We start from the raw sequence: 20,618 nt of genomic DNA on the forward strand, positions 1-20,618 counted from the left end.
TTCTCCTGGTCGTGGGATCGATGTTGTGGGGATCAATCGTTGGTTTCGGTCTTCAGCGGCCGGGTCATCAAAGCTGTCACAGCCTGCCGGATGGTGATGGTGCCGTCCAGTATGGCCGCCACAGCGGCAATGATCGGCGCGTCGATGTTTCGCTCGGTGGCGATGCGGGCGGCGATCGCCGCTGTCGGCACGCCCTCTGCCAGCGGCAATCCGGCAAGCGGCTTGCCTTCCCCAAGCGCCAGCCCGTAGGCGAAGTTGCGCGACTGGGTCGATGAGCAGGTGAGCAGCAGGTCGCCAAGGCCAGACAGGCCCATCAGCGTTTCGGGCCTGGCGCCGAACTCGGCACCGATGCGCCGCAGTTCGACGAAGCCGCGCGTCACCATGGCGGCCTGGGCACTGGCGCCGAGCCCCGCCCCGGTGACTGCACCTGCGGCAATGGCGAAGACATTCTTCAAGGCGCCGCCGATCTCGACGCCGATGAGGTCGTCGCTCGAATAGCAGCGCAGATTCTCCGCCGAAAAGCGGGCGGCGAGGTCCGCGGCCAATGCCTCGTCGCGGGCGGCCACGACCACCGCCGTCGGCAGGCCGCGGGCGACATCGGTGGCGAAGCTTGGACCCGACAGAGCGGCGACCGGATTTTGCGGCAGGATCTCCCCGACAATCGCCGACAGCAAGGCGCCGGTGTCGCGCTCGATGCCCTTGGCGCAGAGGACGAGCGGAATATCGGCAGGCACATGGCCTTTCGCGACCGCCAGCGTTGCCCGCAGCGATTGCGCCGGCGTCACCGCCAGCACGCAATCGGCGCCAGTGAGTGCCGCCTTGATGTCGCTCGTCGCGTCGATGCCGGGCGCGATGGCGATGCCGGGCAGATAGCGCGGGTTCTCGCCGCGATCGATCGCGGCGACGGTTTCGGGGTCGCGCGCGAACAACCGCACCGAATGGCCGGCACGCAGCATGGCAAGCGCCAGCGCCGTGCCCCAGGCACCGCCGCCAAGCACGCTGATGCGCCAGCCGCTTTTGCCCAGTTTCCCCTTGTCTTGGCTGTTCATCTCCCGGCCATTCATGCCTTGGCTCCGCGCCGGCCGGAGCCGACCATCGGCGTCGAAATGCTGTCCAGCGGCCAGCGCGAGCGCGGCACGAAGTCGAAGCCGTTTTCCTGCGCCATGCCTTGGCGCAACCGTTCGATGCCGGCCCAGGCGATCATCGCCGCATTGTCGGTGCACAGTTTCAGCGGTGGCGCGACGAAGGTGAAGCCGGCCTCGTCGCACTGCCGCTCCAGCGTCGCCTTGATGGTGCGGTTGGCGGCGACGCCGCCGGCAACCACCAGGGCCGGATTTTTGGTGCCGGGAAACGTCTCGCGAAAGCGCGCCAGCGCACGCGCGACACGGTCGGCCAGCGCATCGGCCACCGCTGCCTGGAACGAGGCGCAGATGTCGGCGACATCCTGGTCGCCCAAGGGCGCAATGGCTGTCGCCGCCTGGCGCACGGCGGTCTTCAGGCCGGAAAAGGAGAAGTCGGGCTGGGCCGAGCCCTTCATTGGGCGCGGAAAGGCAAAGCGCGAGGCATCGCCGGTTTGGGCGGCCTTCTCGACATTCGGTCCGCCGGGATAGGCCAGGCCGAGCATCTTGGCGGTCTTGTCGAAGGCTTCGCCGAGCGCATCGTCGATGGTGGTTGCCCAGCGCTGATAGTCGCCGACGCCGCGCACGGCGAGGATCTGCGTGTGGCCACCGGAGACCAGTAGCAGCAGATAGGGAAAATCGAGCCCGTCGGTCAGCCTTGCGGTCAAGGCATGGCCTTCGAGGTGGTTTATGGCGATCAGCGGCTTGTTCGCCGCCGCGGCGATCGCCTTGGCGGTCATCAGCCCGACAATCAGCCCGCCGACCAGACCGGGGCCGGCGGTGGCGGCGATCGCATCGATATCGGCAAGTGCAGTGCCCGAATCGGCAAGGGCTGCCTCGACGATGCCGTCCAGCGCCTCGACATGGGCGCGCGCCGCGATCTCCGGCACGACGCCGCCGAACGCGGCATGCTCCTCGATCTGGCTGAGCACGATGTTGGACAGGATTTTTGGCGCAGCGTCACCATCCAGCGCCACGACGCTGGCGGCGGTCTCGTCACAACTCGTCTCAATGCCCAGAACGCGGATCAATTCGTCGCTGTCCCTAGAGATTGTCTGTCAGCGCTTTCCCCATTAGTAGAAAGCCCGGAAAGGCCTCGGTCTGCCCCGGGGGTTATCACGGACCGCACGCCATGCAAACAATCTTGAGAATCGGAACACGCGGCAGCCCGCTGGCGCTGGCACAGGCGCATGAAACGCAGGCGCGGCTGATGGCCGCGCATGGCATGCCGGCGGAAGCGTTCGAGATCGTCGTCATCTCGACCAGCGGCGACCGCATCCAGGACCGGCCGCTGTCGGAGGCCGGCGGCAAGGGCCTGTTCACCAAAGAGATCGAGGAGGCACTGCTGGCGGGGCGGATCGACATCGCCGTGCATTCGTCGAAGGACATGCCGACGCAGCCGCCCGACGGTCTCGAACTCAGCGCCTTCCTGCCGCGCGAGGACGCGCGCGACGCCTTTATCGGCAAGGCGGCGAAGACCATTGCCGAACTGCCACATGGAGCGAAAGTCGGCTCGTCATCGCTGCGGCGACAGGCGCTGATCCGCCGGATGCGGCCGGATCTCGACGTAGTGATGTTCCGCGGCAATGTGCAGACGCGCCTGCGCAAGCTCGATGAAGGCGTTGCCGCCGGCACCATCCTGGCCTATGCCGGGCTGAAGCGGCTCGGGCTCGACCACGTCGTCACCGACCTGATGCCGCTCACAATCTTCCCGCCGGCGCCGGGACAGGGCGCGATCTGCATCGAGACCCGCATCGGTGATGGCGACGTCGAAAAGATGCTGGCGGCCATCCACGATGTGCCGACCGGCCAGGCGCTCGCCTGTGAGCGTGCCTTCCTGGCGGCGCTCGATGGTTCCTGTCGCACGCCGATCGCCGGCTATGCGGCGATCGAGGCCGGAAAGCTGTCCTTCGACGGGTTGATCATCTCGCCCGACGGCACGCAGTCACACACGGTCGAGCTGCAGGGACCGGCGCAGGATGCTGGCCGCATCGGCCAGGAAGCCGCCCGGACGGTGCGGGCAAAGGCCGGCGAAAAGTTCTTCGACGGCTGGCTCTGAAATGCTTCGCGTCCTGGTGACGAGACCGGAACCGGGCGCCTCGCGCACGGCACAGCGGCTTCAGGAGATAGGGTTCCAGCCGATTCTTCTGCCCTTGACCGAAACGGCGGCGTTGCCGGCCGATGCCGGACTGCTTCCGGGCGATGCCGTCGCGGTGGCCATCACCAGCGCCAATGCCGTGCGGCTTGCTTCCAGGGAGCTCATCGCGGCGCTTGCCGGTCTGCCCTGCCATGCCGTGGGAACAAGGACGGCGGAAGCCGCGCGCCAAGCGGGGATCTTGTCAGTCAGCGAAGGCCCGGGCGATGCCGAGGCGCTAGCCGCCAGTCTTGCCGGTCATCTCTCGGGGAAGACCATCGTCTATCTCTGCGGACGCGTGCGCTTTCCAGTGTTCGAACAGAGGCTGAGAGCAGCAGGCGTCCAGGTCCATGCCGTCGAGACATATGACACGCTTACGGCGGGTTATTCTGACGAGGCCGTCCTCGAGCGCCTGTCCGGCCAACCCGCCGATGCGGTGCTGCTATATTCAGCCAAGGCCGCCGCCGCGATGCGGATCCTGGCCAGGCGGCCCGCTCTGCAAGGGCTTCTTGAAAAGACAAGGTTTTTCGCCCTTTCCGCGCGCATTGCGGCAGCGCTTGACGATACCCTCGATGAAAGAATCCGCACTGCCGCGCAGCCCGACGAGGAAACGCTTCTGGCACTTTTGCAGGCGCGGCCCTGAGCCGCGTCATCACACCGCCCCTTTTCACCGCTTGGTGATGTGCTAGACCATTTTCTGAACCATCATGCGCCGCCAGGCGTTGAGACGAAGCGAATTGTGCGGAGCCCAAGCATGGTCAAGACGCCGAAGATGCGACACTCGAAAGGCCGCCGCGAGCCGGTGACCATCGATCTCGAGCCCGGCGCGGTCTCGCGCATCGCCGACGAGGACGCCGCCAAGCCCCAGGCCGGCGCCGAAGAGGCGCCGGAGGAGGCCGTCTCGCAGGCCGAGATTCCCGAAGAACCGGTGCATGCCGACCAGACCGATCTCGAGCCCTGGGAGCATGCGGACGCCCAGGCCGAATCGGAACAGCCAGCGGCGACGGCCGCGGAAGCGGCAGCCAAGGGCGCCAGCGAAGCTGAACCTGCCTATCCCGGAGCGTCCGAGGCGCCGGCCAGCAAAACCAAAGCCTTCGACTACAATTTCGAGGATGCGTCGGCGAAGCGCACCCAGGCCGACGACAGCAAGGCGAGAACCGAGACACGGGACGACAGAATGGCTCCAACACCACCGGCAAAGCGTAGCGGCCTCAATGGCATTGCCGCCGGCATCATTGGCGGTGTCATCGCGCTGGTCGGCGCGGGTGGCCTGCAATTCGCCGGACTGCTCGGCGCGCCGGGGTCCGGTTCCGGCGTATCGCTCGACGGCGTCAACAGCGAGATCGCCGCGCTGAAAGGCGAAATCGCCGGCCTGAAAGAAACGGGCGGCAACACCGACGCGTCGGCCAAGGTCGATGGCCTGTCGTCGGCGCTGGATCAGGTCAAGACGGATGTCGCGGCGCTGAAGTCGGCGGTCGAATCTGGTGGAGCGGGCGACACTGCCGGGCTTGCAGCGCTTGGCGACAAGATCAAGCAGATCGAAACCGCGGTCGCCGCCCTAGGTAAGGCCGGCGGCACGGCGCCGGTCGATCTCGGCCCGCTCAACGAAAAACTGGCTGGTCTCGACGCGCAGGCGAAGTCAGCCGGCGAAGCGACGACGGCGCTGGATGGCCGGCTCACCGCGTTGGAGCAGTCGGTGTCGCAGCTTTCCGGCAAGGTCGAGGCGGCGGCGGGACAGCCCAAGATCGCGCTCGCCATCGCCGCGTCGGCGCTCAAGTCCGCGCTCGACCGTGGCGCGCCATTCTCGGCGGAACTCGAAACCTTTGCCGCGATTTCGCCGGATGCGCCGCAACTGGCGACACTGCGCACCTATGCTGAAAAAGGCATCCCCACCCGGGCCGAGATCGCATCGCAAGCGGATGCCGCGGCCAATGCCATGGTCGCCGCCGCGACGCCTTTCGATGAGAATGCCGGTTTCCTGCAGAACCTTTTGTCGAGCGCCGAATCGCTGGTCAAGGTCCGGCCGATCGGCGCCGTCGAAGGTGCCGGTGCGCCGGAAACCGTCGCGCGCATAGAAGTGGCGGTCAACCAGGGTGACTATGCCAAGGCGCTCAGCGAATATGACACGCTGCCCGAAGCCGTGAAGGCTGCCGGTGCCGACTTTGCCGGCAAACTGAAAGCGCGCATCGAGGTCGAAACACAGGTCGACGCGCTGATCTCCGGCGCGATGAAGGCATGAGGGCAACACCATGATCCGCCTCTTGGCCTTCCTCATCGTCGTCTTCGCGCTCGGACTGGGCTTTGCCTGGCTGGCCGACCGGCCGGGCGACATGGTCGTCACCTTCAGCGGCTACCAGTACCAGGTCAGCCTGATGGTGGCGGCGGTGGCCGTTGTTGCCGTCGTCGCCGCGGTGATGATCTTCTGGTGGCTTATCAAGTCGCTGTGGAACAGCCCCTACACCATCTCGCGCTATTTCCGCGTGCGCCGTCGCGACCGTGGCTATCAGGCGCTGTCGACAGGCATGATCGCCGCCGGCGCCGGTGACGGCGCGCTGGCTCGCAAGAAAACCAAGGAAGCGGCCAAGCTGATCCGCTCCGACCAGGAGCCGCTGATCCATCTGCTCGAGGCGCAGGCGTCGCTGCTCGAAGGCGATCATGAGGGCGCGCGGCAGAAGTTCGAGAGCATGCTCGACGACCCCGAAATGCGACTGCTCGGCCTGCGCGGGCTCTATCTCGAGGCCGAACGGCTCGGCGACCGCAACGCCGCCAGGCACTATGCCGGCCGCGCCGCCGTGATGGCGCCGCAACTGGCCTGGGCGGCCGAATCGACGCTGGAAGAATTGACCGCGCGCGGCGACTGGGAAGGTGCCTTGAAACTGGTCGACGCTCAGAAGTCGACACGGCAGATCGAACGCGATGCCGCCAACCGCCGTCGCGCCGTGCTGTTGACGGCCAAAGCGCAGGCGCTTGCCGGTAGCGATCCGACTGCCGCCAGAACCGCGGCGATCGAGGCCAACCGGCTGAGGCCGGACTTCGCCCCTGCCGCTGTTGCCGCCGCTGCCGCGCTGTTCAAGCAGAACGACGTGCGAAAGGGCTCGAAAATCCTCGAGACGGCGTGGAGGGCCGAGCCGCATCCTGAGATCGCCGAGCTCTATACCCATGCACGGCCGGGCGATGCGGTGCTCGACCGCCTCAACCGGGCGAAAAAGCTGCAGGAGATGAAGAAGAACCACGCCGAGTCGTCGATGACGGTGGCGCGCGCAGCACTTGACGCGCTGGATTTTTCGACCGCCCGACGCGAGGCCGAGGCAGCGATCAGGATGGATCGCCGCGAGGGCGCCTATCTGCTTTTGGCCGACATCGAGGAGGCCGATACCGGCGACCAGGGCAAGGTGCGGCAGCTGCTTTCCAGGGCGGTGCGGGCGCCCCGCGATCCGGCCTGGGTCGCCGACGGCGTCGTTTTGGAGCGCTGGGCGCCGGTATCGCCGGTCACCGGCCGGCTCGACGCCTTCGAGTGGCGTGCACCGATGGAGCGGCTCGGCCAGTTGATCGACAGCCATGATGATGCACCGGCCGCCCCCGTGCCGGTCATCGAAGCGCTGGCAAAGCCGGTGAGCGAGAGGCCAGTCGCGGTGATCGATGACGCCGGCGGCGAGATTTCGGCGGGCAAGGAGGCTGAGGCCCGCGAGGAAGATCATGTCCGGCCGATCACGGCCGCTGCCTTCGCCGAGGTGCCGACCAACGCGGAATCCGTCGAGCCGGCAGAGGAGCATGCGCGGCTGCCGGACGATCCCGGCGTCGATCCGGACGAGGAAGCGGAAAAATCGCCGCGCCGGTTTCGGTTGTTTTGAATTGGGTCGGCCGTGAAGGCCGTTGAGGAATGGATCATGTTTGAACGCGTTCTGTCATTTCTGAGGGATTTGCCGGCCGGCGCCGGCACGCATGCCAGCAGCGACGATCCGCGCGTCGCGGCTTCGGCGCTCCTCTATCACGTCATGAATGCCGATGGCGTGCGCCAGGACGTCGAGTGGGAGCGGTTCAAGTCGGTGCTGGCCCAGAACTACTCGATCAGCGGCGCCGAACTCGAAGCGCTCGCCGCCGCCGGCGAGCGGGCCGACAATGAGGCGATCGATCTCTATGCCTTCACCAGTGTTTTGAAGCGCCATCTCGACGCCGAGGCGCGCAAGGCCTTCATCGGCCTGATGTGGGAGATCGTCTACGCCGATGGCGAGCTGCACGAGTTGGAGGACAACACGGTCTGGCGCGTCGCCGAGCTGATCGGCGTCGAACGCCGCGACCGTATCGAGGCGCGCCGCAAGGCGGCGGAGCAGGCACCCGGCGCCACCGGAACGTCGAGCGACGAATAGACGGATTTCGCCTGCCCATGCCGCGCCAAACGAGTTCGAAGCCAAAAATACTGATCGTGCTGCATCAGGAGAATTCGAGCCCCGGGCGTGTCGGCCACATGCTCCTGGAAGAGGGCTTCGAGCTCGACATCCGTCGCCCGCCGCTCGGGGATACCTTGCCGGACACGCTGGACGGCCACGCCGGCACGGTGGTGTTCGGTGGACCGATGAGCGCCAATGACGAGGACGAGTTCGTCCGCCGCGAGACCGCCTGGCTGGAAGTACCGCTCAAGGAGAACCGGCCGCTCCTTGGCATCTGCCTTGGTGCGCAGATGCTGGTCAACCATCTCGGCGGCAAGGTTGAAGGTCACGGTGAAGGGCTGGTCGAGATCGGCTGGTATCCGCTGAAGGCGACCGAAGCCGGCAAGACCCTGATGCATTGGCCGCAGATGGTCTATCAGTTCCACCGCGAGGGTTTTTCACTGCCCAGGGACGCGACGCTGCTGGCGACGGCCGAGACCTATCCCAACCAGGCCTTCCGCTATGGCGACAACGCCTGGGGCATCCAGTTCCATGGCGAGTTGACCAGGGCGATGATGCAGCGCTGGGTGGTGCGCGGCGCGCATCGCTTCGAGTTGCCCGGGGCGCAGCCCGGCCGCGATCATCTCGGCGGCCGGCTGATCTGGGACATGCACCTCAGGCGCTGGCTGGATGAATTCCTGCGCAGGATCTTCGGCAAGCCGGCGCTGCGATAGACGTCAGTTTCGCCCTTTGAGGTGGCGCACCTTGCGCAGTTGCGGGAACAGCACGATCCACAGCCCGGCGACCGCGATCGCGCCGACACCGCCGACCACGACGGCCGGCACCGTGCCGATCAACGCCGCCATCGTGCCGGCGCGGAATTCGCCGACCTCGTTGGAGGCGCCGACGAAGACCTGGTTGACGGCGTTGACGCGGCCGCGCACATGGTCGGGCGTCCACAACTGGATCAAGGTCTCCCTGATATAGACGCTGAACATATCGGTAGCGCCAAGGAAGGCGAGTGCTGCGATCGACAGCCAGGTGATGGTCGACAGGCCGAACAGCACGGTGAAGGCGCCGAACGCCGCAACGAAGCCGAGCATGATCAGCCCCGCATGGTTGCGGATCGGGTGGCCGGCCAGCCAGATGGCGACGCAGATGGCGCCGACTCCCGGCGCCGAGCGCAACAGGCCTAGGCCCCAGGGGCCGAGCTGGAGGATGTCGCGCGCATAGATCGGCAGCAGCGCCGAGGCGCCCGACAAAAGCACGGCGAACAGATCGAGCGAGATGGCGCCCAGCACGATCTTCTCGCTCCAGATATAGCTGAACCCACCGAACAGGTTCTGCAGCGTCGGCTTTTCGGTCTCCGTGCGTTGCGAAGGCTTCGGGATGGTGAAGATCAGCAGTCCGGACGCAAGCATCAGCACCGCGGCGGTGCCGTAGGCGACTTCCGCCGACACGCCATAGAGCAGGCCGCCGGCGACCGGACCGACGATGGTCGCTGTCTGCCAGGCCGACGAATTCCAGGCGATGGCGTTGGCGAAATCCTCAGATGGCACCAGATTGGCGAACAGCGAGGCCGAGGCCGGGCCGAAGAAGGCGCGGGCGACGCCAAACATGGCGAGCACGGCGAAGATCGGCAGCGGTCCGCTGATGCCGTGCAGCGTCAGAAACAGCAGCGTCAGCGCGCAGATCGCCTCCACCACCACCGCCAGCGCCATGATCAGGCGGCGGCCGAAGCGGTCGGCGACGACGCCGGTGACCAGCACCAGCAACAGCGACGGCAGGAACTGGACGATGCCGACCAGGCCGAGATCAAGCGGATCGCGGGTCAGGTCATACATCTGCCAGCCGACCGCGACCGACACGATCATGGTGGCGAAGGTGGTGAGGAAACGCGCCGCCCAATAGCTCAGGAAGGAGCGGTGGCGGAACGCGGCATAGCGCTGGTCCGGCGAGGTTTGTGCGGCAGTCATGGATCGAGGCCCCGTTGCGATGGCATCGGCCGGCGGGGCACTTCCCGCATGGGCGCTGTTCCGGCCAATGGAACTTCTAACAAAGTTCGCAGCGCGATGTGCGCCAAAATCAGCGCTGGATCAACGAATTTTCACCCTGTTCCGTTGATTGCACGAGGACGTTATTGCCTGAGCGCCGCGGAGATGGCGTCGAGGCCGCTCCTCAACTCGGCTTCCGTCGGCCAGCCAAAACCGACGCGGAAGAAGCGCTTCGGCATTTCGAACCAATGGCCGGGTCCGACATAGGCGCCATGGTTTTCCAGCAGGTTCACATAGAACCGGTCGAGGTCGAAGCCGGGATCGACGTTCAGGCGCGGGAAGCCGACGACACCGCCTTCAGGGCGCACCCAGTCGATCAGCGGCTCGCGGTCGATCCAGCCCTGGACGATGTCGCGGCGCCTGGCCATTTCTGGCAGCAGCGTCGCCAGGAACGCGTCCCGGCGCTGCAGCATGCCGCGCGCGATGCCTTCGTCGATGACGCTGCCGCAGATGCCGATCTGCTCCTTGGCGGCGAGGAATTTCTCCTGAAGTTCCGCATCCCTGGTGATCAGCCAGCCGATGCGGATGCCGGGAATGCCGAAGGCCTTGGATAGCGACGAGACGCTGATCGCCTTCGGGCTCAGCGATGCAGCCGACGGCAGGCGCTTGCCGTAGGAGAGGTCGCGATAAGTCTCGTCGACCAGCAAATGGCAGCCCCTGCTTTCGGCGAGGGCGACCAGCGCATCGAGGTCGGCGCGGCTCATCATCGTGCCGGTCGGGTTGTGCGGGCAGGTGACGCTGATCAGCCTGGTGTTCGGCCGTATCGCCGCCGCGACCTGGCCGACATCGATGGCGAAGCCGTCCTCGAAGGCCAGATCGACAAAGCTGATGGCGCAGCCGATCGCCCTAGGGGTCTCGATGTTGGTGGCGTAGTTGGGCCTGATGACGACCAGATGATCGCTCTGCGACAACAGCGAGGTCGAGATGATGAACAGCGCCCCGGCGGCACCGGCGGTGACCAGCACATCATCGGGCGAGACGCCGGCGTCCTGCGCGGCGATCAGCGCGCGCAATTCCTTGTCGCCGCGATGCTCGCCGTAGAAGAGCGTGAGATCGGGCAAGGACAGGCCGATATCGGAGAGTTTCTGGTCGGCGATCGAACTTTCGGAAAGATTGTAGCGGATCCGGTCGTAGCCGTACTCTTCCGGCGCCTCTTTCTCGATCACCATCCTGGTGTAGTTCATGGCTTCCCCCAAAGAACCGTCCGGTTCATCCAAGCCACAAAAACATGAAGCCTGCCAAGGCGGATTCGCCGGCAGGCTTCTGTTCCAGTCGTCCTAAGTGTTGGCTCAGGACCGAATTGCTCAGGCCGAGGCCTTTTTCCTGCCTCTGCCCTTGGCGGGCACGACTTCGGCGGCCTTGCGGCCGAGGCCGATCGACTTCGCCAGCAGCGAACGCGAGGCGGCATAGTTGGGGGCAACCATGGGATAGTCAGCCGGCAAGCCCCATTTGGCGCGATAGGCGTCCGGCGTCAGGCCGAAATGCACGCCGAGGTGACGTTTCAGGGATTTGAACTTCTTGCCGTCTTCGAGGCAGATGATGAAATCCGGCGTCACCGATTTCCTGGGGTTGACCGCCGGGACCAGCGGTGCCGCCACCGGGACCGCCGGCTGGCCGAGCCCGCTTATCGACGTGCTGACGCTGGCGATGAGATCGGCGAGACCAGAAGCGGGCAGGCGGTTCTTCTCGACGTAAGCGGACACGATGTGAGCGGTCAGCTCGAGCAGGTCGATGTCTTTACGGGCGCTGTCGTTATCGTCGGTCAATCTATTTCTCCGTCTAAAGCGAATGACCTGAAAATCGGATTCGATTCCCGGAAAGGATCATGCGCAAAATCAAAATGCTGCGGCGTCCTTTGTGCATCCACGGGACGGCAGCGTTGTTGTGGCGCGGGATTCCTAGTCGGCAAATCTGCGCAGCGCAATGACTTGATGCCGCGGCACACGTTATTTTGAACAACTATATTAAACAATAACAATATCAGACTATCAGCGCCTTGTCGCGCCACAAACGAAATCCGCCTTCAAAGGCGCGTGTGTTGTCGCCGCGCCGGCTGTCGGCGGGCAATTCATCGAGTTTGTCGACATTGCCGCCGCCAATGACGACGTAGTCAGGCTGCATGGCGGCGCGGAGCCGGTCGACGACGTCGAAGACATATTTGCGCCATCTCTTCTTGCCGCGCTTTTCCAGGCCGCGTTCGCCGACATAGTCCTCGAAGCTCTTGCCCTTCTTGTAGGGAAGATGGGCGAGTTCCATCGGCTGGGCGACATTGTCGACGATCATCGCGGCACCGAGACCGGTTCCCAACCCGATGAACAGCATGCGGCCGCCTTCATAACTGCCGATGGCCTGCATCAGCGCGTCGTTGACCACCTTCACCGGCTTGCCGAATTGCGCGGCGAAATCGTAGCCGGCCCAACCCTTGCCTAGATTGGCAGGGTCGGTGAGTGGCCTGTTGTGGGTGACCGGGCCGGGGTAGCCCATCGAGATGACGTCGTAGGACAAGCCCTCGGCTAGCTTCTTTACCGTATCGGTCATCTGCTGCGGCGTCAGGCCGGGCCCGGAGTCGGCGCGCCGCTCCACGCCGCCGGCGCTGCTGAGGATCTTGACATGCGAGCCGCCAATATCGATCGCAAGCACGATCTTCTCAGCGTCCGATGCCGGTTGTTTCACCGCTTTGGCCATTGCGCCACCTCCACTCACTTTACCGGATCGATCCAGCCATTGGGCGGCCCGAACCCGGCCATCGCGTCCGCCGGACCCCATGTGAGCGGTTCATAGAGGTGCGGCGGCGTGGTGTCGCCGAGCACCGGGCCGACGATGCGCCAGGCGAGTTCGCTGGCGTCCTGGCGCGTGAACAACTGGCCGTTGCCGTTCATGGCATCGCCGATCAGCCGTTCATAGGGCGGCATGTCGCTCTTGCTGTCGTCGAGCGCCGTCAGTTCGACCTGTTCGCCGATCATGTCGTCGCCCGCCGCCTTGCGCTGGGCGCCGACGGCGATCACCACTTGCGGATCGATGCGGAAGCGAACGTAGTTCTGGTCGGCCGGCTTGATCGGGTCGAAGACGTCGAGCGGCGGCCGCTTCAGCCGCACCACCACTTCGGTGACATGCACCGGCATGTTCTTGCCGGCGCGGATGAAGAACGGCACATCCTGCCAGCGCCAGGTGTCGACGAAGAAACGCACCGCCGCAAAGGTCTCGACCGGTGAGTTCGGTGCCACGCCGGGTTCGGCCAGATAGCCGGTGAACTGACCGCGCACGACATCGTCTTTCGTCAAGGTCCGGATCGCCCGCAGCACCTGCACCTTCTCGTCGATCAAATCGTCGGCGGAACGGCCGACGGGTGGCTCCATGGCAAGCAGCAACAGGATGTTGAGCAGATGGTTCTCGATGACGTCCCGGATGCAGCCGACGTTGTCATAGAAGCGGCCACGCCCCTCGACGCCGAAATCCTCGGCCATGGTAATCTGCACGCTCTCGACGAAGTTGCGGTTCCAGATCGGCTCCAGAAAGGAATTGGCAAAGCGGAAATAGAGCAGGTTCTGGATCGCTTCCTTGCCGAGATAATGGTCGATGCGGAAGATCGACTGTTCGTCGAAAACCAGATGCAGGACCCGGTTCAGCCAGCGCGCCGATTGCAGATCGTGGCCGAAGGGCTTTTCCACCATCAGCCGCGCGCCACGAGCCGTGCCCGATTGCTCCAGTCCCTGGACGACGGTCTCGAACATGGTCGGCGGCACCGCCATGTAGTGCAGCGGCCGCTGGGCGGTGCCGAGCGCGCTTTTCAGTTTCTCGAACGTCGCCGGATCGCGGTAGTCGCCGCTGACATAGCGCAGCAGGGAGGCGAACTTGGCGAACAGTTTTTCGTCGATCTTGCCGAGCGCATTGACGATGCCGTCGCGGGCGCGCGCCTGCAATTGCTGAAGGTCCCAGGCGTCGAACGCCACGCCGATCACCGGTTCGGTGAGCGTACCCTTGGCCACCATCTGGTAAAGGGCTGGAAATATCTTCTTGTGGGCGAGGTCGCCGGTGGCTCCGAAGAGCACCAGCGTGTCGGACCGTTCCGGGGTCATCGGCGTGTCTCGCCTGCCGCCGTCACGAGCCGGACTTCGGCTTCTCGACATGGCCGCCAAAGGCATAACGCATTGCCGAGAGCAGCTTGTCGGAGAATTCGGATTCGCCTTGCGAGGAGAAGCGGTCGAACAGCGCCGAGGACAGGACCGGCGCCGGCACGCCGGTGTCGATCGCCGCCTTCAGCGTCCAGCGGCCTTCGCCGGAATCCGAGACGCGGCCGCCGAAATTCGCCAGACCCGGATCATTCTTCAGCGCGCCCGCGGTGAGATCGAGCAACCAGGAGCCGATGACGCTGCCATGCCGCCAAACCTCGGCCACCTGAGGGAGGTCGACGTCGAATTGGTAGTATTGCGGGTTTTCCAGGGGGCTGGTCTCGGCGTCCGCCGTTCGTTGCCGCTTGCCGGCATTGGCCGACTTCAGGATGTTCATGCCTTCTGCATAGGCGGCCATCACGCCATATTCGATGCCGTTGTGCACCATCTTGACGAAGTGGCCCGCACCGCTCGGCCCGCAATGCAGATAGCCAAAGGGTGCGGTCCCGGCATCCTTGGGCGGATTGGAGCCGGCATCGGCACCGGGCGCCAGCGTGGCAAAGATCGAATCAAGGTGCTGCACCGCCACGTCGGGACCGCCGATCATCAGGCAATAGCCACGCTCAAGGCCCCAGACACCGCCGCTGGTTCCGACATCGACAAGATGGATACCCTTGGCGGCCAGTTTCGCGGCCTGGTCGACGGCGTCGTGATAGTAGGAATTGCCGCCGTCGATGATGATGTCGCCGGGTTCCATCAGGGCGGCCACCTGATCGATGATCTTGCCGGTGATCGCCGCCGGCAGCATCAGCCACACGCAGCGCGGCTTGGCCAGCTTGCCGACGAATTCTTCCATGGATGCCGTCCCTGAAGCGCCGTTGGTCACCAGAGCCGCGACGCTGGCCGGGTTGATGTCGTAGACGACGCATTCGTGGCCGTCGCGCATCAGGCGTCGGACCATGTTGGCGCCCATCCGGCCCAATCCCATCATTCCGATCTGCATGGTTTCGTCCCTGTTTCCTGGAGATTTACTGGGTTTATCGAGGAAGGATCGACTGGCTGTCCTGATCGCCTGATATGACGGAGAAGTCGACATTCTCCCAATCGCCGGCTCCGGGCCAGAAAAAAGTGAAGATCAGCGAGCTTCCGCAGGGGAGGCTGGCCGTGGGCAGGTCGACAAGATGGATGCCGAAACCGTTCTCGATCGTCTGGCTGTCGGCGGCGGTCGCCCAATTATCGCTGCTCCAACGAACCGTCGCCGGGGCCAAGAGCTCGACGCGCAGCGTCTTGCCAGCCGGCAGGGTGCGGATCTTGTTGTTGAAGCGCCATGTCCTGAACGGCGACACGGTCTTGTCCTCGATGTAGCGCTTGACGCCTTGCGGCGGCATGTCGAAGACCGTGCCATCGCGCACCGAGCGCAACAGCTTGATATGCTCCGAATGCGCCCAGACCAGCGGCATGGCGCTGCCCGAGGGGCGACCGTGCAGCAGTTCGCGCTCGGCCATGTCGGCGCCGTCCCAGACCTGTTCGGGCAGCAGGCCGCCCAGCCCGGCCGAGCCTTCCAGCGCGGCCAGCAGGTCTACAGCTCTGTCCTTGCGTCCGGCTGCAAGCTCGTAATGGGCGCGTTCGCCGGCGAGCAACGGCCACGGCCGGCCCTGGCCGGTGCCGTCGAAGGGTGCGCCATCCTCATGCTCGCCATAACCATCGCCATTGTAGCGGCACCAGAGCGGCCCTTGCGGCAGGTCGCAGCGCAATTGCGCATCGATGATCGTGACCGTGTCGACGATACGCGGATCGTCGGCTGCCCTCAGGCCGAAGCGGACAAGTGCCAGTGCGTCCGGGCTGACGATCGCCTCCGCCGGCTGGTCGGTATCGCCCGGCGGCCGGTTCTTGATCGGGACATAGCCGTCCTTCGGCGAACCGGCCTCGGCGCTGTCGGGTGAAGCGATGCGCACGTAATAGCCGTCGACGCCGGCCTGCCTGCCGAGTGCCGTGCCGGTGACATAGGTCCAGCGCTCGACCTGGTCGTTCCAGACATCGGCGGTCTCGCGCAGATAGGTCGCTGCGACCTGCTTGCCGCAGGCGTCGAGCAGGTCGGCCGCGGCAAGCAGTGCCGCGATCTCGACGGCAAGCGTGAACGGGCTGTAGCCGGCATCCTCTTCCCAGCGGTCCTCACCGGTGACGGGTCCGTTGCGCACGACATAGCCGGCGGCGCGCTCGATCATCGGCTGAAAGGCGAGCAGCCTGGCTTGCGGCAGGTGTTCGGCGCGGTGCAGCGCATCTGCCAGCAGCAACGGGAAGGCGCATTCGTCCATCTGGATGCCTGGCCAATAGGCCGACCCGTCGAGCCAGGCGTTCTGCGGCCAGTGGCCGTCCGGCTGCTGGATGGAGCTGAGATAGTCGAGGATTTGCAGGGCCGACGCGGCATCGCCGGCGGCGAGAAAACCACCGGCGGTCTCCACCAGATCGCGCGGCCAGACCAGATGGTAGCCGCCGAGGTCGTCGTCACCCTTGTTGAAGCCCCACGGAATCGAAAGGCTGGCGACCGCCGCACCCGGTATGGCGATCGACCGGTGGGTCGACAGAACCGCGGTCGAGACGCGATAGAAGTTGATCCCGGATTCGCCATGCCGGTCCAGCGGCAGCAGGCTCTTTTGCCACTTTCGCCATCTCTCGACGTAGGCGTTGGCGGCGGGCTCAAAGCCTTGCTTCAGGCTGGCGAAGGCATTTTCGGCCGCCTCGTCCGATGTCGCGCCAAAGCCCAGCGCCAGCAAGGCCGTTGTCTTGGAAGCGGTAAAGCCGATCTCGCCGGTCAGCGCGACATTGCCGTCCTCGGCCCGCTGGCAGGCCGGATCGAGCTCGCCGGTATTGTGGAGTTGCTGCCAGCCGTCGGAGACGCCGACATAGCCGGCCGAGCCGGTGCGCCAGGGCAGTGACGAGGCCAGCGCCAGGCAGGTGCCGCGCCCCGAGGCGAACAGCACTGGTTTTCCCTTGTGGTCACCGACCCAGGCGGTGTTGCCCATGCCGGCATTGACGAGATGCGGCGCCAGCAAGGCGTAGGCCCGATGGTCGCTGGCGGCACCCTTGAGCGCTGTGAAGGTAATTTCCTGCAGCAAAGCGGGCCGCGCCGGGTCGGCGAGGATGCGCTTTTCGATCCGGTAGGCGCCGTCAGTCGCGGTGTTGACCAGTCTGTAGGCCGGCACGCCGTCCTCGAATGGCTCGATGGCGTGCACAGCATCGCGTTTTTCTTCGGAGAAATAGCCGTCGGGGCCGGTGACGATCAGGCCGAGGTCGCGCGTGCAGGCGCTGTCGAGGTGCGGATAGTAGATCTCGTTGAGAATGCCATGGCTGATCGTGAACCAGATATGGCCGCTTGGCGAAAGGGACGTTCCAACGCCACTCTTGGCGCTTGACGTCCAGCGGGCCGGGATTCCCGGGGCGCCCGGAGCAACGGTTGGCGTCACTGGCATTCGATTGCGATCTCCTGGCCCTTTCCCTAGACCAGGACGCGAACTCTTTTCAATCATTGCACCGCAAGTTGATCGCCACGGCCAATGGCGCCCTCGTTGACAGCGGCGCCGCGTAGCGTCCACTATTCCCGGCACGGGAGGATCGCGAAGCCATGCCGGAGGTGTCCCTGGTCCTGATCGACCGGTTGCTGGCGATTTCGGCGGCGCTTGCCGGCCATATTGATCCCGGCACGGCGTTTCGTGCCACAGCCATCGAGATCGGCACGCTCATTCCACACGACCATATGGATTTGGCGGTGTTGTCGCATGATGGGCGCAGACATGCCTGTTACGAAGCCGGCTTCCACACCAGCTGGAGCGAGCTTGCCCAGCATCCGCTGCCGACCGAAGTCAGCCCGATTCGCTCGGTGCTGTGGGGCGAAGTGGCATATCTGCTCTCCGACGACGCGCTGCGCGATGAGCGCTTCCATTTCGCCACGGCCATCGACGGACCGATCTTCGCCGCCAGGCTGCGCAGCCGCATCGTCGTGCCGCTCAGGGCGCGCGGCGGCATCATCGGGGCGCTGAACATCAGCCGGCATGAGGTCGGCTGCTACACGCTTGCCGATGTCGCGGTCGCCCAGCAATGCGCCGATCTGATCGCGCCTTATATCTTTGCGCTGATCCAGACCGAGGAGGCGCGCCGCGCCATGCTTGCCGAGAGCGAGGCGCGCAACCGCGTCGAATTGCTGCGCGTCGGCGCCTCGCAACTGACCGAAGGCATGGAGCGCGAACGCCGGCGCATGGCGATGGACCTGCATGACCAGACGCTTGCCGACCTCGCCCGCATCGCACGCCAGCTTTCGGCCCTGCGCGGCCAGGGCGTGGCCCGGGCGGCGCAGCTTGCCGACCTCGAGCAGGAGGTCGCCGGCTGCCTGACGGAACTGCGCCACATCGTCGATGACATGCGGCCGAGCGTGCTCGAACTGTTCGGCCTGCGCGACGCTGTCGAAGCGCATCTCAACCGCAGTGTCGCCAGAGCCAAGCCGCCTATCGCCGTGCGCATCGCCGACACCAGCGACGGCGGCGCCGACAGCCTGCCGGAGCCCGTCCGCACCGCGCTCTACCGGATCGTGCAGGAAGCGATCAACAATGCGGTTCGCCACGCCGCGCCGCGCCGCATCGATGTGCTGCTGGCGTCGACCGCAAGCGTGCTGCGGGTTATCGTTACCGATGACGGCCAGGGGTGCGGCACTGTCGATCCGGCCGCCCATGGCGGCATTGGCCACATGCATACGCGCGCCGCGCTGATCGGTGCGCGGCTGCGCATCGGGCAGGCCGGCCGCAAGAGCGGCGGCACCCGTGTCGTCGTGGAGATCGACCGCCGGCCGTCGCGGGAGCTGCCGGTTGCGGCGGCTGCAACGGCGCCCGGCCAGCTCGCCGTGTCGGAGGCCATGTGATGCTTGTGATGATCGCCGAAAATGACGGACTGCACCGCACCTTCGCGCGGCGCACCGTCGAGCAATTGTGGCCCGGCGACGTCGAGGTGATCGAAGCGAGCGACGGCGAGGACGCCATCAACCTGGCGGCCGAGCGCGAGCCGCCGCATGTCGTGCTCGACCTGCAGATGCCGAAGGCGACCGGGATCGAGGTTGCCAGGGCGATCTGGAACCGCCGCGCCGGCACGCACATCCTGTTCTGGTCGAATTTCGCTGACGAGGCCTATGTGCGGGGCGTGGCGCGCATCGTGCCGCCGGGCTCGGTCTACGGCTATGTGCTCAAATCGGCAACGGAGGAAGGCATGCGCTCGGCCTTGCGCGGCGTTTTCCGCGAGGGCCACTGCATCATCGACCGCGAGATCCGCGGCATCCAGCACCGTGTCCAGGACAAGTTCGAGGGAATCACCGACGGCGAATATGAAAGCCTGATCGACATCGCGCTTGGCCTGACCGACCGGGCGATCGCGGCACGCCGCCGCCTGTCGATCCGCGGCGCGCAGAGCCGCATCAAGCATGTCTACGACAAGCTCGGTATCGTGCCGCCGGAGGACGGCGCCGGCGATGCATCCGTGTTCAACTCGCGGACGCGGGCGATCTATCTCGCCATGGCGCGCGGCCTGATCAACATCGACGCGCTGCGCCGCGAGCAGGACCGGCTCGACGCCTGGCTGGCGCAGGCTTCGCCCGATCACTGATTGCAGCCAGAGCGGTTCGGAAAACCGTTTGACACTTTTGCTTTGCTTGGGCGCGACTGTGCAAATGCACAGTCGGACGTGCGCTTTGACCCGTATCGCCACGCCGGTGCCGCAACTACCTTCGATCCCCAATAAGAAAACATGTCCAGGGAAGCGCTCATGCCATTCGTCGCCATGCGAATTCGTACGGCTGTTCGCGCCGCCAGGCACCAGTGATGTCGGTGTCGGCGCGAGCTCGCCATTCCGGCTTCGACGACGTCGTCGGCGATGCGACGATCGAAACGCTGGCGAGCGGCTTCGGTTTCCTCGAAGGGCCGGTGTGGCATCCCTATGAAAAGTGGCTGGTTTTCTCCGACATTCCGGAAAGCCGCATGTATCGCCGCAGCGCGACGGGCGAGATCGAGCTGTTCCGCGAGCCGAGCCACAAGGCCAATGGCAATACGCTGGATCGCCAGGGACGGTTGGTCACCTGCGAGCACGCGACGAGCCGGGTGACCCGCGCCGAGCCCAATGGCCGCGTGACCGTGCTTGCCACACACCACCAGGACAAGCAGCTCAACAGCCCGAACGATATCGTCGTTGCCACCGGCGGCTCGATCTACTTCACCGATCCGGGCTATGGCAGGGTGGAATTCTACGGCGTGCCGCGGCAACAGGAATTGTCTTTCCAGGGCGTCTACCGCATCGACGGCGACGGCACCCGGCTAACATTGCTGGCCGACGATTTCGTCCAGCCGAACGGGCTTTGTTTTTCGCTGGACGAGTCGCGGCTGTTCATCAACGACACCGAACGCGGGCACATCAGGGTGTTCGGCGTCGAGCCGGATGGTGATCTCAACGGCGGTGCGGTGTGGGCGGTGACCGAAGGGGACGGGCCGGGAGCGCCGGACGGCATGAAGATCGACAGCCGCGGCAATGTCTACTGCACCGGCCCCGGCGGCATCCATGTCTTCGACGCGTCGGGTGCCATTCTGGGTGTCATCCGGACGCCGGAAGACTGCGCGAATTTCACCTTCGGCGACGACGATCTGAGCAGCCTCTACATCGCTGCATCGACGTCGCTGTACCGGCTCCGGGTGCGCGTGCCGGGATTGAGACTGTTTTGAGTTCGGGACCGTTCGTGCTCAAATCAGATTGGGAGCGAGGCCGGGGTCAAAACCGGCAGGAACTGCAGCAGTAAACATCTGGGAGGA

General features: G+C 65.4%; 18 protein-coding genes. 9 read left to right on the forward strand and 9 right to left on the reverse strand.

Annotation, left to right across the window (positions count from 1 at the left end; all coding sequences use genetic code 11):
• Positions 1-32: 32 nt before the first annotated feature.
• Both AC07FD_RS35725 and tsaD read right to left on the reverse strand, forming a co-directional pair.
• Entirely contained in the window at positions 33-1,064 is a 1,032-nt protein-coding gene (locus AC07FD_RS35725; protein WP_478353641.1) for an NAD(P)H-dependent glycerol-3-phosphate dehydrogenase, read from the reverse strand.
• A complete protein-coding gene (gene tsaD / locus AC07FD_RS35730; RefSeq protein ID WP_478353642.1) occupies positions 1,061-2,149 on the reverse strand; it encodes a tRNA (adenosine(37)-N6)-threonylcarbamoyltransferase complex transferase subunit TsaD in 1,089 nt (362 codons plus the stop codon). Before tsaD ends, AC07FD_RS35725 begins: the two co-directional genes overlap by 4 nt.
• A gap of 101 nt (positions 2,150-2,250) precedes the next feature.
• Here tsaD and hemC point away from each other — a divergent pair, with 101 nt between their 5' ends.
• The 6 genes from hemC (at position 2,251) to AC07FD_RS35760 (ending at position 8,353) form a co-directional block, all read left to right on the forward strand.
• Positions 2,251-3,177 carry a hydroxymethylbilane synthase gene (gene hemC / locus AC07FD_RS35735; protein WP_478353643.1) on the forward strand — a complete coding sequence of 309 codons (927 nt, stop codon included), beginning with the start codon at positions 2,251-2,253 and terminating at the stop codon, positions 3,175-3,177.
• A 1-nt stretch (position 3,178) separates the two neighbouring features.
• On the forward strand, positions 3,179-3,895 hold the full coding sequence (locus AC07FD_RS35740) for a uroporphyrinogen-III synthase (RefSeq protein ID WP_478353644.1): 717 nt from the start codon (positions 3,179-3,181) through the stop codon (positions 3,893-3,895).
• 111 nt (positions 3,896-4,006) lie between these two features.
• Positions 4,007-5,491, forward strand: a complete 1,485-nt coding sequence (locus AC07FD_RS35745; RefSeq protein ID WP_478353645.1) for a COG4223 family protein — start codon at positions 4,007-4,009, stop codon at positions 5,489-5,491.
• 10 nt (positions 5,492-5,501) lie between these two features.
• Positions 5,502-7,103 (forward strand): heme biosynthesis HemY N-terminal domain-containing protein, encoded by a 1,602-nt coding sequence (locus tag AC07FD_RS35750; RefSeq protein ID WP_478353646.1) that lies wholly within the window; start codon positions 5,502-5,504, stop codon positions 7,101-7,103.
• A gap of 36 nt (positions 7,104-7,139) precedes the next feature.
• Positions 7,140-7,619 (forward strand): tellurite resistance TerB family protein, encoded by a 480-nt coding sequence (locus tag AC07FD_RS35755; protein ID WP_478353647.1) that lies wholly within the window; start codon positions 7,140-7,142, stop codon positions 7,617-7,619.
• Positions 7,620-7,636: 17 nt separating this feature from the next.
• On the forward strand, positions 7,637-8,353 hold the full coding sequence (locus AC07FD_RS35760; RefSeq protein WP_478353648.1) for a glutamine amidotransferase: 717 nt from the start codon (positions 7,637-7,639) through the stop codon (positions 8,351-8,353).
• 3 nt (positions 8,354-8,356) lie between these two features.
• On the opposite strand, the gene AC07FD_RS35765 is transcribed toward AC07FD_RS35760, so the two are convergent.
• The 7 genes from AC07FD_RS35765 to AC07FD_RS35795 all read right to left on the reverse strand — a co-directional run bounded on the left by AC07FD_RS35765 (position 8,357) and on the right by AC07FD_RS35795 (position 17,252).
• On the reverse strand, positions 8,357-9,595 hold the full coding sequence (locus AC07FD_RS35765) for an MFS transporter (protein WP_478353649.1): 1,239 nt from the start codon (positions 9,593-9,595) through the stop codon (positions 8,357-8,359).
• Positions 9,596-9,756: 161 nt separating this feature from the next.
• Positions 9,757-10,857, reverse strand: coding sequence for an aminotransferase class I/II-fold pyridoxal phosphate-dependent enzyme (locus AC07FD_RS35770; RefSeq protein WP_478353650.1), 1,101 nt, complete (start codon positions 10,855-10,857; stop codon positions 9,757-9,759).
• A 120-nt stretch (positions 10,858-10,977) separates the two neighbouring features.
• Positions 10,978-11,439 carry a Ros/MucR family transcriptional regulator gene (locus AC07FD_RS35775; RefSeq protein ID WP_478353651.1) on the reverse strand — a complete coding sequence of 154 codons (462 nt, stop codon included), beginning with the start codon at positions 11,437-11,439 and terminating at the stop codon, positions 10,978-10,980.
• A gap of 214 nt (positions 11,440-11,653) precedes the next feature.
• The gene (locus AC07FD_RS35780) at positions 11,654-12,358 is read right to left on the reverse strand and encodes an ROK family protein (protein WP_478353652.1); all 705 of its coding nucleotides are present in this window, start codon (positions 12,356-12,358) and stop codon (positions 11,654-11,656) included.
• 14 nt (positions 12,359-12,372) lie between these two features.
• Positions 12,373-13,749 carry a glucose-6-phosphate dehydrogenase gene (gene zwf, locus AC07FD_RS35785; RefSeq protein WP_478353653.1) on the reverse strand — a complete coding sequence of 459 codons (1,377 nt, stop codon included), beginning with the start codon at positions 13,747-13,749 and terminating at the stop codon, positions 12,373-12,375.
• Positions 13,750-13,771: 22 nt separating this feature from the next.
• A complete protein-coding gene (gene gnd / locus AC07FD_RS35790; RefSeq protein ID WP_478353654.1) occupies positions 13,772-14,785 on the reverse strand; it encodes a phosphogluconate dehydrogenase (NAD(+)-dependent, decarboxylating) in 1,014 nt (337 codons plus the stop codon).
• 34 nt (positions 14,786-14,819) lie between these two features.
• On the reverse strand, positions 14,820-17,252 hold the full coding sequence (locus tag AC07FD_RS35795; protein ID WP_478353655.1) for a glucan 1,4-alpha-glucosidase: 2,433 nt from the start codon (positions 17,250-17,252) through the stop codon (positions 14,820-14,822).
• Between the two features lie 152 nt (positions 17,253-17,404).
• On the opposite strand from AC07FD_RS35795, the gene AC07FD_RS35800 reads away from it, so the two are divergent.
• The 3 genes from AC07FD_RS35800 to AC07FD_RS35810 all read left to right on the forward strand — a co-directional run bounded on the left by AC07FD_RS35800 (position 17,405) and on the right by AC07FD_RS35810 (position 20,531).
• On the forward strand, positions 17,405-18,691 hold the full coding sequence (locus AC07FD_RS35800; protein WP_478353656.1) for a sensor histidine kinase: 1,287 nt from the start codon (positions 17,405-17,407) through the stop codon (positions 18,689-18,691).
• Entirely contained in the window at positions 18,691-19,425 is a 735-nt protein-coding gene (locus AC07FD_RS35805) for a response regulator (RefSeq protein ID WP_478353657.1), read from the forward strand. The genes AC07FD_RS35800 and AC07FD_RS35805 overlap by 1 nt, the downstream gene beginning before the upstream one ends.
• A 215-nt stretch (positions 19,426-19,640) precedes the next feature.
• On the forward strand, positions 19,641-20,531 hold the full coding sequence (locus AC07FD_RS35810; protein WP_478353658.1) for an SMP-30/gluconolactonase/LRE family protein: 891 nt from the start codon (positions 19,641-19,643) through the stop codon (positions 20,529-20,531).
• Positions 20,532-20,618: the final 87 nt, after the last annotated feature.

This window comes from Mesorhizobium waitakense (assembly GCF_056431085.1).

Coding starts and splice junctions, on each gene's coding strand:
- AC07FD_RS35725 (WP_478353641.1), bottom strand. CDS start 1,064: ATGAATGGCCGGGAGATGAACAGCCAAGACAAGGGGAAACTGGGCAAA.
- hemC (WP_478353643.1), top strand. CDS start 2,251: ATGCAAACAATCTTGAGAATCGGAACACGCGGCAGCCCGCTGGCGCTG.
- AC07FD_RS35740 (WP_478353644.1), top strand. CDS start 3,179: ATGCTTCGCGTCCTGGTGACGAGACCGGAACCGGGCGCCTCGCGCACG.
- AC07FD_RS35745 (WP_478353645.1), top strand. CDS start 4,007: ATGGTCAAGACGCCGAAGATGCGACACTCGAAAGGCCGCCGCGAGCCG.
- AC07FD_RS35750 (WP_478353646.1), top strand. CDS start 5,502: ATGATCCGCCTCTTGGCCTTCCTCATCGTCGTCTTCGCGCTCGGACTG.
- AC07FD_RS35755 (WP_478353647.1), top strand. CDS start 7,140: ATGTTTGAACGCGTTCTGTCATTTCTGAGGGATTTGCCGGCCGGCGCC.
- AC07FD_RS35760 (WP_478353648.1), top strand. CDS start 7,637: ATGCCGCGCCAAACGAGTTCGAAGCCAAAAATACTGATCGTGCTGCAT.
- AC07FD_RS35765 (WP_478353649.1), bottom strand. CDS start 9,595: ATGACTGCCGCACAAACCTCGCCGGACCAGCGCTATGCCGCGTTCCGC.
- AC07FD_RS35770 (WP_478353650.1), bottom strand. CDS start 10,857: ATGAACTACACCAGGATGGTGATCGAGAAAGAGGCGCCGGAAGAGTAC.
- AC07FD_RS35780 (WP_478353652.1), bottom strand. CDS start 12,358: ATGGCCAAAGCGGTGAAACAACCGGCATCGGACGCTGAGAAGATCGTG.
- zwf (WP_478353653.1), bottom strand. CDS start 13,749: ATGACCCCGGAACGGTCCGACACGCTGGTGCTCTTCGGAGCCACCGGC.
- gnd (WP_478353654.1), bottom strand. CDS start 14,785: ATGCAGATCGGAATGATGGGATTGGGCCGGATGGGCGCCAACATGGTC.
- AC07FD_RS35795 (WP_478353655.1), bottom strand. CDS start 17,252: ATGCCAGTGACGCCAACCGTTGCTCCGGGCGCCCCGGGAATCCCGGCC.
- AC07FD_RS35800 (WP_478353656.1), top strand. CDS start 17,405: ATGCCGGAGGTGTCCCTGGTCCTGATCGACCGGTTGCTGGCGATTTCG.
- AC07FD_RS35805 (WP_478353657.1), top strand. CDS start 18,691: ATGCTTGTGATGATCGCCGAAAATGACGGACTGCACCGCACCTTCGCG.
- AC07FD_RS35810 (WP_478353658.1), top strand. CDS start 19,641: ATGTCGGTGTCGGCGCGAGCTCGCCATTCCGGCTTCGACGACGTCGTC.